The 8,522-nt window shown below is 68.6% G+C and carries 6 protein-coding genes; 2 read left to right on the top strand and 4 right to left on the bottom strand.

Features of this window, described 5'->3' with window-relative positions:
• Positions 1-284: 284 nt before the first annotated feature.
• The 3 genes from PKH97_RS10795 to PKH97_RS10785 are packed head-to-tail and all read right to left on the bottom strand — an operon-like array spanning position 285 to position 3,366.
• Entirely contained in the window at positions 285-1,346 is a 1,062-nt protein-coding gene (locus PKH97_RS10795) for a beta-eliminating lyase-related protein (RefSeq protein WP_324387416.1), read from the bottom strand.
• Positions 1,347-1,393: 47 nt separating this feature from the next.
• Positions 1,394-1,975, bottom strand: coding sequence for an SDR family NAD(P)-dependent oxidoreductase (locus PKH97_RS10790; protein WP_324387415.1), 582 nt, complete (start codon positions 1,973-1,975; stop codon positions 1,394-1,396).
• Positions 1,975-3,366 (bottom strand): DUF6421 family protein, encoded by a 1,392-nt coding sequence (locus PKH97_RS10785; protein WP_324387414.1) that lies wholly within the window; start codon positions 3,364-3,366, stop codon positions 1,975-1,977. Before PKH97_RS10785 ends, PKH97_RS10790 begins: the two co-directional genes overlap by 1 nt.
• Positions 3,367-3,487: 121 nt before the next feature.
• On the opposite strand from PKH97_RS10785, the gene PKH97_RS10780 reads away from it, so the two are divergent.
• Together PKH97_RS10780 and PKH97_RS10775 are read left to right on the top strand one after the other, a co-directional pair.
• On the top strand, positions 3,488-5,167 hold the full coding sequence (locus PKH97_RS10780; RefSeq protein ID WP_324387413.1) for a DUF885 domain-containing protein: 1,680 nt from the start codon (positions 3,488-3,490) through the stop codon (positions 5,165-5,167).
• 42 nt (positions 5,168-5,209) lie between these two features.
• Positions 5,210-7,096 (top strand): cation:proton antiporter, encoded by a 1,887-nt coding sequence (locus tag PKH97_RS10775; protein ID WP_324387412.1) that lies wholly within the window; start codon positions 5,210-5,212, stop codon positions 7,094-7,096.
• Here the strand turns inward: PKH97_RS10775 and PKH97_RS10770 are convergent, their stop codons facing one another.
• Positions 7,097-8,308, bottom strand: coding sequence for a lipase family protein (locus PKH97_RS10770; protein ID WP_324387411.1), 1,212 nt, complete (start codon positions 8,306-8,308; stop codon positions 7,097-7,099).
• Between the last annotated feature and the right edge of the window lie 214 nt (positions 8,309-8,522).

The following is an 8,522-nucleotide window of genomic DNA, read 5'->3' as shown; positions in this document are numbered from 1 at the left end:
TGACACCAATGTCGTCTCGGCCCCACGGGTGCCCGCGCGCAATGCCCGGGTCGCCCAGTGGGCGGCATCGAGACCACTGACCGACTTGTGCGTGGCCGCCGTGACCGTCGCCGAGATCGAGCGCGGGTGGTCAAGCTAGAGCGTTCCGATGCGGCCCAAGCGCGATCTTGCGTCGCGATCGCTCAGGCGCGCGGCCTCGTGGTCGCCACCCGCAATACGCGGCACTTTCAGCCCCCGGCGTCCCCGCCACGAATCCCTGGGACTGAAGAGCCAATTGAGCGGGGTCAGCGGGCAGCGGCGACCTCGGCGCGCACGAGCGCCGCAAAGGCATCGATATCGGCTTCGCTGGTGTCGAAGGAGCACATCCAGCGCACCTCGCGCCGGGCGGCGTCCCAGTCGTAGAACGCATACTGCCGGCGCAACGGATCCGCCACCCCAGCCGGCAGCGTCGCAAAGACGCCGTTGGCCTGCGTCTCCTGCGTGAACTCCACCCCGGGCACATCGGCCAGCGCCGCCCGCAGCCGAGCCGCCATGGCATTCGCATGCCCGGCGTTGCGCTGCCACAGATCGCCCTCGTAGAGCGCGATCAACTGCGCCGAGACGAAGCGCATCTTGCTCGCCAGCTGCATATTGAACTTGCGCGAATACACAAGTCCCGCAGCACGATCGGGATTGATGACCACGATCGCCTCCGCGCCGAGAGCACCATTCTTGGTGCCGCCCAGCGAGACGATGTCGACACCCGCCTCGGTCGTGAACTCCGCAAAGGGCACCCCGAGCGCGGCAGCCGCATTGGACAACCGCGCCCCGTCGACGTGTACGGCCATCCCCAAACCATGCGCGTGATCACTCAGCGCCCGGATCTCCGCCGGCGTATAGAGCGTCCCGAGTTCGGTCGACTGCGTGATGGACAGGGCCAGTGGCTGGGCGCGGTGCTCATCGCCATAGCCCCACGCCTCGAGGTCCACCAACTCGGGCGTCAGCTTGCCGTTCTCGGTGGGCACGGTCAGCAGCTTCAGGCCCGCGACCCGCTCCGGCGCTCCGCCCTCGTCGACATTGATGTGCGCCGTCCGCGCGCACACGACCGCACCCCAGCGCGGCAGAATCGACTGCAGCGCAGTGACATTCGCGCCCGTGCCGTTGAAGACCGGGAACGCCTCGGCCGCCGACCCAAAATGCCCCCGGACGACATCCTGCAGGCGGGCGGTATAGGCGTCGCTGCCATACGCCGACTGGTGCCCGCCGTTGGCGGCGACGATGGCCTCGAGGACCTCCGGATGAACTCCCGAATAGTTGTCACTGGCGAATCCGCGACGCTCGGCGTCGTGCAGGGCACTGGTAGTCACGCCCGCATTATCGTCGGCCCGCTTGGTCGCGACCGCACTGACGACACTCATGCGAACACCGCCGCGATCTGATCACCGAGCGCATCCACATGCGTCCAGGCCCCATAGTCCTTGCCCGGATTCGCCGCGAGCTCGGCATCGGTATAGAGCGCCATCACCCGGATGACCTGCGCGCCACCACCCGCCTTCCCCAGCTCATGCCCAAGCGCACGGGTCCACGCCTCCGCCGCCCCCTTAGCCGCGAGATAGTTCGCATTGCTCGCGCGCGGCGCGTCGAGACCGGTCGTGCTGACGATCACCAGTCGCCCCCCGGCTGCAGCGAGCGCCGGGAAGAACGCCCGGCTCGTGTGCCGAAGCGTGTCGATCACGCGCGTCGAGAGGAAGTCCCAGTCCGCGTCGCTCTGGCCGGCCACGCCACCACCGCCGCGCCAACCGCCCACGAGGTGCACCAGCCCGTCGACCGGACCCGCCGCCACGACGCCATTGGCGTATGCCGTGACCGCACCCGCGTCGGCGAGGTCGGCGTCGTCCCGGGTCACCGCAACGACGTCATGCCCCGCCGCCCGCAGCGCCCGCACCACCGCCTGCCCACTTGCGCCGGCCGCGCCGGCGACCACGATGCGCCCCATCAGCGGTCCGTTCCGGTGATACCGGCCGTTGAGGCAATGACATCGCGCATCTTGCGCTCGAAGGCTTCGTAGAACATCGACAGTGGGAACTCATCGTCCATCACCAGGTCGGTTAGGCCCTTCGGCGGCCCGTCGAGCGGGAGGTCACCGCGCTTCCATACGGACGCGGGGTGCGGCTCGACGGTGGCCGACACCAGGGCATAGGCCGCCAGCCAGTGGGCGACCTTGGGCCGGTCGATCGACTCCCAATAGAGCTCCTCGATCGCCGCGCCCAGGGCGTTGACCACATCGGGGACCAGATCCCAGTCCACGGACAAAGCCCCGTCGGTCCAGTGCAGCACCTGGTTGCGGTGCAGCCAGGCGAAGAGCAGTTGACCGCCGAGCCCGTCGTAGTTGCGCACGCGCGCACCGGTGATGGCGAAGCGGAAGATCCGGTCGAAGATCACGGCATACTGCACCAGCCGCGCGCGGTCGGCGAGGAGCACCTCGTCCTCGTCCGGGGCGGCGAGCGCCGCGATGCGCTGCTCGATGTGGACCGCTTCGCGATAGGCGGTCAGGTCGCAGCGCAGTTCTTCGAGCGAGTAGAGGAAGTATGGCATCCGCTGCTTGATCATGAACGGATCGAAGGGCAGGTCGCCGCGCATGTGCGTCCGGTCGTGGATCAGGTCCCACATGACGAAGGCCTCCTCCGTCAGCCCCTGATCGGCGAGCATCCGACGGACACCCTCGGGCAGCACGAGATTGGTGACGTGGGCCGCGTGGGTCACGACGCGGCGAAAGCGCGCGGCCTCGCGGTCGGCAAAGATGCCGCCCCAGGCGAAACTCGGGACCTCACGCATCGCCACCGACTCGGGGAAGAGCACGGCCGAGTTGGTGTCATAGCCCGGCGTGAAATCGAGAAAGCGGATCGGCACGAAGAGTTTGTTGCCATAGTCGCCCGCCTCCAACTCGGCGACGAAATCCGGCCAAATCACCTCGCACAGAACGGCTTCCACGAGGCGACTGGTCGAGCCGTTCTGCGTGTACATCGGGAAGACGACGACATGGCGCAGCCCGTCCACCCGGTGCTGCTCGGGGTGAAACTCCAGCAAGGAGTCGAGGAAGTCGGGCACCCCGAAACCACCCGCGGCCCACCGCTCGAAGTCGCGCACCAGCGCCCGCAGGTAGCTCTCGTCGTGCGGCACGTATGCCGTGAGCTCACCGATCGCGGCCACGATCGTCGCGACGTGTTCGCCGGCGACCGCACTCATGTCCGGGTGCGCGAGTGAGCCATCCTTGGCCTGCAGCCCCTGCAGGGCGGAGGCGGCGGCCTTCAGTCGCTTCCAAGGCTCGGCAAAGCCACGATCGGCCAGATCGGCAACTAAAGAATTTACGGTCAATACGCGCGTCATGCTCACTATCGTCTCATGCGAGCGGGTTTGACAGGAAATATGCATGTCACGTTCGCGCTCGACAGACACAAACGGCCTTTCGAGCTGACCTCACCACAACTGTCCGGTAACGTCGCCCTTCGTGACTGACACGCCCACGAGGCAACCCACAGCCATCGACGCGATCGCCGAAGCCCACTTCGCGGCGGAGATCGCGCTCAGCCCGATCACCGGCACGCATTACGGCATCCCCGGCTCGGACGCCCTCCTCGACGATTTCAGTCCCGACGGATACGCGGCGCAGTCCGCACTGCGCCGCGACACCCTCACCAAGCTCGCCGGCGCCGAGCCGCAGGACGATATCGACACCGTCACCCTCGACGCCATGCGCGAGCGGCTCGGCCTTGCCGAGGAGATTGCCGCCGCCGGTCTCGATCGCAGCGAACTCAACGTGCTGGCCGCTCCCTTGCAGTCCATCCGCGGTGTCTTCGATCTGATGCCGACGAGCACCGACGACGACTGGACGACCTTCGCCACACGCCTGACCAGGGTGCCCACCGCCCTGGATCAGTGGATGGCCACTCTGATCGCATCGGCGGGCGAAGGTCATGTCGCCCCCATCCGCCAGGTCCGTGCGTGCATCGACCAGTGCGCCAAACTCGTTGCGCCGGAAGGCTATTTCTCCAGCCTCACCACCACCGTCAACGGAGCCGACCTGACCGAGAGCGTGCGCGCGCAGATGGTGAGTGCCATCGGGGAGGCGGCCACGGCATACGGCAATCTGCGTGGGCGCCTCGCCACGCTCCTGGACCGCGCACCCGCAGCGGACGCGTGCGGCCGCGAGCTCTACGCACTCCACTCGCGCTACTTCCTCGGCAGCAGCGTCGACCTCGATGAGACCTATGCGTGGGGTCAGGAGGAGCTTGCGCGGATCGAGCAGCAACGCTGTGAGGTCGCCGATCAGATCCGTCCCGGGGCGACGCCCGACGAGGCGGTCGCGATCCTCGACGCCGACCCGCGCTATCACCTGCACGGCACCGACGCCTTGCGCGACTGGATGCAGGCGCGCGCCGACGAGGTCATTGCCTCCCTCGCCGATGTCCACTTCGACATCCCCGGCCCGGTACGCGCGATCGAGGGCATGATCGCGCCGACCACCACCGGCGGCATCTACTACACCGGACCCAGTGACGACTTCACCCGCCCCGGCCGGATGTGGTGGTCGGTGCCGGGCGGCGTGACCGAGTTCACGACCTGGCGCGAGTTGACGACGGTCTACCACGAGGGCGTGCCCGGGCATCACCTGCAGGTCGCCCAGACGGTCTATCGCCGCGACCTGCTCAACAGCTGGCGCCGCCTCGCGTGCTGGACCTCCGGGCACGGCGAGGGCTGGGCGCTCTATGCCGAGCGGCTGATGGCGGAGTTGGGCTATATGGACGACCCCGGCAACCGGCTCGGCTGGCTCGATGGGCAGGCCCTGCGGGCCGCGCGCGTCGTCGTCGACATCGGCGTGCACTGCGGTATGCCCGCGCCCACCGAGGTCGGTGGGGGCGACTGGGACTACGCGAAGGCGTGGACCTTCCTGCGCTCGCACGTGGCCATGGAGGAGCCGATGCTCCGTTTCGAGTTGGACCGCTATCTCGGCTGGCCGGGCCAGGCACCGTCCTACAAGATCGGCGAACGGCTCTGGCTGCAGCTGCGCGACGAGGCGGCAACACGGGCGGGTGCGGGTTTCGACCTGCGCGACTTCCACCGCCGCGCGCTGGACATCGGTAGCGTCGGCCTGGACACGCTGCGCTCGGCAGTGCTGGGCGAGCTCTGAACTCGGTGACGGGCCACCCGCTGGCCGGGTGAGAATACGGGCGTGGATCTGGCCCTGACTCTGACCGTCATTGCGATGACCGTCATCATCGTCGCTCGATTGTGCGAGCAGATCGAGCTGCCCGCGCCGCTCGGCCTGCTCGGGGTGGGAGTGATCGCCTCCTTCGTTCCCGGCGTGCCGACGCTCAGCCTCTCCCCCGACCTCGTGCTTTTTGGGCTGCTGCCGCCCTTGCTGTATGCCGCAGCCCTCAACACCTCGTTGATCGACATTCGCGCGAACATCGGGCCGATCCTCGGGCTCTCCGTCGGGCTGGTGCTGTTCACCGCTCTCGGTGTCGCGCTCGTCGCGTCGGCGCTCCTACCGATTAGCTTCCCGCTGGCGTTCGCGCTCGGGGCCATCGTCGCTCCTCCCGACGCCGTGGCAGCAACGGCCGTGGCGCGCCAAATCGGCCTGCCACGGCGGATCACGACGATCCTTGAGGGTGAATCGCTCTTGAACGACGCCACCGCACTCGTCGCCCTGCGCACCGCCCTCGCGGCGGCCGGCCTGGCGATCGCCCATGCCGGCGCGGACGCCCACGTCGAACAGGTGAGTGCCGCATCGGTTGCCCAGGACTTCGCCATCGCGGCCTTCGGCGGCGCAGCGACCGGCTGGCTCGTCTTCGTCGTCACCGGCTTCATCCGCAAGGTTCTCGTGGAAACAGCGGCCGACACGGCCTTGTCCTTCGCCGTCCCCTTCGTCGCCTATGTGGCCGCCGAGAAGGTCCATGCCTCCGGTGTCATCGCTGTCGTGGTTGCGGGGCTCTTTCTCGGCCACCAGGCACCCGTGCTCCAGAGCGCTCCCTCCCGCCTCTCGGAGCGCGTCAACTGGGCAAGCATCACCTTCCTCCTCGAGAACGCGGTCTTCCTCCTCATCGGGTTGCAGATGGCCTCGATCCTCGACTCCGTCCGCTCGGGCGATCTGACGCTGGGCCGCAGCGTGCTCGTCGGATGTGCGGTGCTCGCCGCCTGCTTGATCCTGCGCCCGCTGTGGATGCTCCCCTTCACGTATGCCAGCGCCCGCTCCTCGGGCGATGCCTCCGACCGCATGCGCGCCGGCGTGATCGGCTCGTGGGCCGGTATGCGCGGCGTGGTCACCCTCGCCGCGGCGCTCACCCTCCCGGACAACACGCCATACCGGCCGATGCTCGTCCTGGTCGCACTGATCGTGACGGTCGGAACGCTTGTCCTCCAAGGCTTTTCGCTGCCGTGGTTGTGCCGGGTCTTGGATGTGCGCGGCCCGGATCCGCGTGAGGATGCCCTCGTCGAGGCAACCGTCGTCGGGGCGGCCGCGGGTGCCGGGCTGCGTGCCATCGAGGCCGACCCGGACACCGACCCCGGCGTGCTGGCGACCCTGAAGAGCCAGTCCGCCGCCCGCGTCAACCGGATCTGGGAGCGCCTGGGCAGCCAGCAGAGCGAGACGCCGAGCGAGACCTATCGACGCACCCGGTTGACGATGATCGCGGCCGAGCGCGCGGAGTTGCTGCGCATGCGCTCGACCGCCGCAGTCGACCAGCACGTGCTCACCGCCGTGCTCAACTCCATGGACGCCGAGGAGGCAGCGCTCACCTGGGGCGCGCACCGCGCGGCACGCGTGCGCGAGACGCCTCTCCGCCCGCCTGATGCGGTCACCGCGGCGTGTGCACACCTTCAGGCCGAGGCTCACTGCGTCGTCCCTGATACCCCCGACGGCTGCCCGGCGTGCCTGGCCGAGGGCCTGACCTGGGTGCACCTTCGCATGTGCACCGAGTGCGGTCATGTCGGGTGCTGCGACTCGTCGCCGGGCAAGCACGCCTCCGCGCACTTCCACGACAGCGGTCACCCGGTCATGCGCTCACTCGAGCCCGGCGAGGCGTGGCGTTGGTGCTTCGTGGACGAGGCCCTCGGCTAATCACAGCGTCCAGCAGTTGGAGAACTGCGGCAAGCCGGCGAAGCGGGCTTCGAGGAAGGCATAGGACTGGGCCGCATTGTCCAGCACCCCACCGACGTGACCAGGCGAGACGACGGTCGAGAAGTAGACATTGGCACCCTTGCTGCACCAGCTCTTGGCCATCGCCTTGCCCACGGCATACGGGATGACATCGTCGAGCACGGAATGCACGACGAGGGTCGGCATGGCCGGCTTGATCGTGCCGATCCGCTGTTGCGCAACCATCGTCTTGAAGGGTTCCTGGGCCAGAATCGTGCTCGCCGGCACCCCGGTCGCGGACAGGGTCTCGGTGCGCACGAAGGCGTGATTGGCCAGGTCGGTGACGCACTCGCCCTCGACCTCGTCCATCGCCTGGCGGCCCGCGGCGTTGAGATAGGGGCTCATGTCGACCCCGTAGCCCGCAGCCAGGCCGCGCATCCCGTAGAGCGCGAACTCGGCATAGAGCGTGCCGTCGAGATTGGCGAGCACAGCGGCCAGGTCGGCAGGGACCGCCGACGCGACCGCGCCCTTGACCCGCAACTCGGGGGCGTATGACGCAGCGAGCTCGGCCGCCGCTGCCGACGCGCCGCCACCTTGCGAATAGCCAACGAGGCCAACAGGATTCGAGCTGGACAGGCCCGATCCCGCGAGGCGCTGGGCGGCACGCACGGAGTCCAGCACAGCCCGTCCCTGGACGACCCGGTTCATATAGGTGTGCACGCCGGCAGTGCCGAGGCCCTGGTAGTCGGTGATCGCCACGGCATACCCGCGCTCGATCAGGCCCTTGATGAAGATCGACTCGTACTCGAAGCCCTCGGACTGCTGCCGCGACGGCGCGCAGCGGTCGGCCAGCCCCTGCGTGCCGACGGCGTAGCCGATGATCGGCCGGTGCCCCAGACCGATCCACGGCGCCTTGGGCACGAGCACGCTGCCAGAGACCGCGACCTTGGCGCCGCTCCGGTCGGTGCTGGTGTAGAGGATGCGCTTGGAGGTCATCACGAGCGAGCTCAGCCCGGCCGGGTCGACCGAGAACGTGAGGTTCTCGCTGCGGATCACATCGCCGGCATTCCCGCTGATCGCGGCCGGCGCCTCGTAGAACGTCGGGCGCGGCGGCTCGGTCGCGCCCGTGGCGGGCCCGGCGAGGGCGAACGCGCCGAGGACGGCGGCAGTGGCGGTGACAACAGAACGACGCATGGGTTCGGAACCTTTCGGGTGAGCAACGCGAAGTGGCTACCCGCAGGTAACTAGCGGATCAGAATAGCGCAGGACATGCCCGTATGCCGCCGCTCACCCACCGTTGGCATCTCGCCGACGACGTGACCCTCGTCGCGCGTCGGTCAGGCCCAGCTTGGCGGCGGCGGGGGTGGCGCCGAGCCGCCGCCACCGCCCGCGGACTCCTCGACCACCG

The organism is Nostocoides sp. (assembly GCF_035343835.1).
Taxonomy (GTDB): domain Bacteria; phylum Actinomycetota; class Actinomycetes; order Actinomycetales; family Dermatophilaceae; genus Nostocoides_A; species Nostocoides_A vanveenii.
This window is presented reverse-complemented; position numbering and strand designations above follow the sequence as displayed.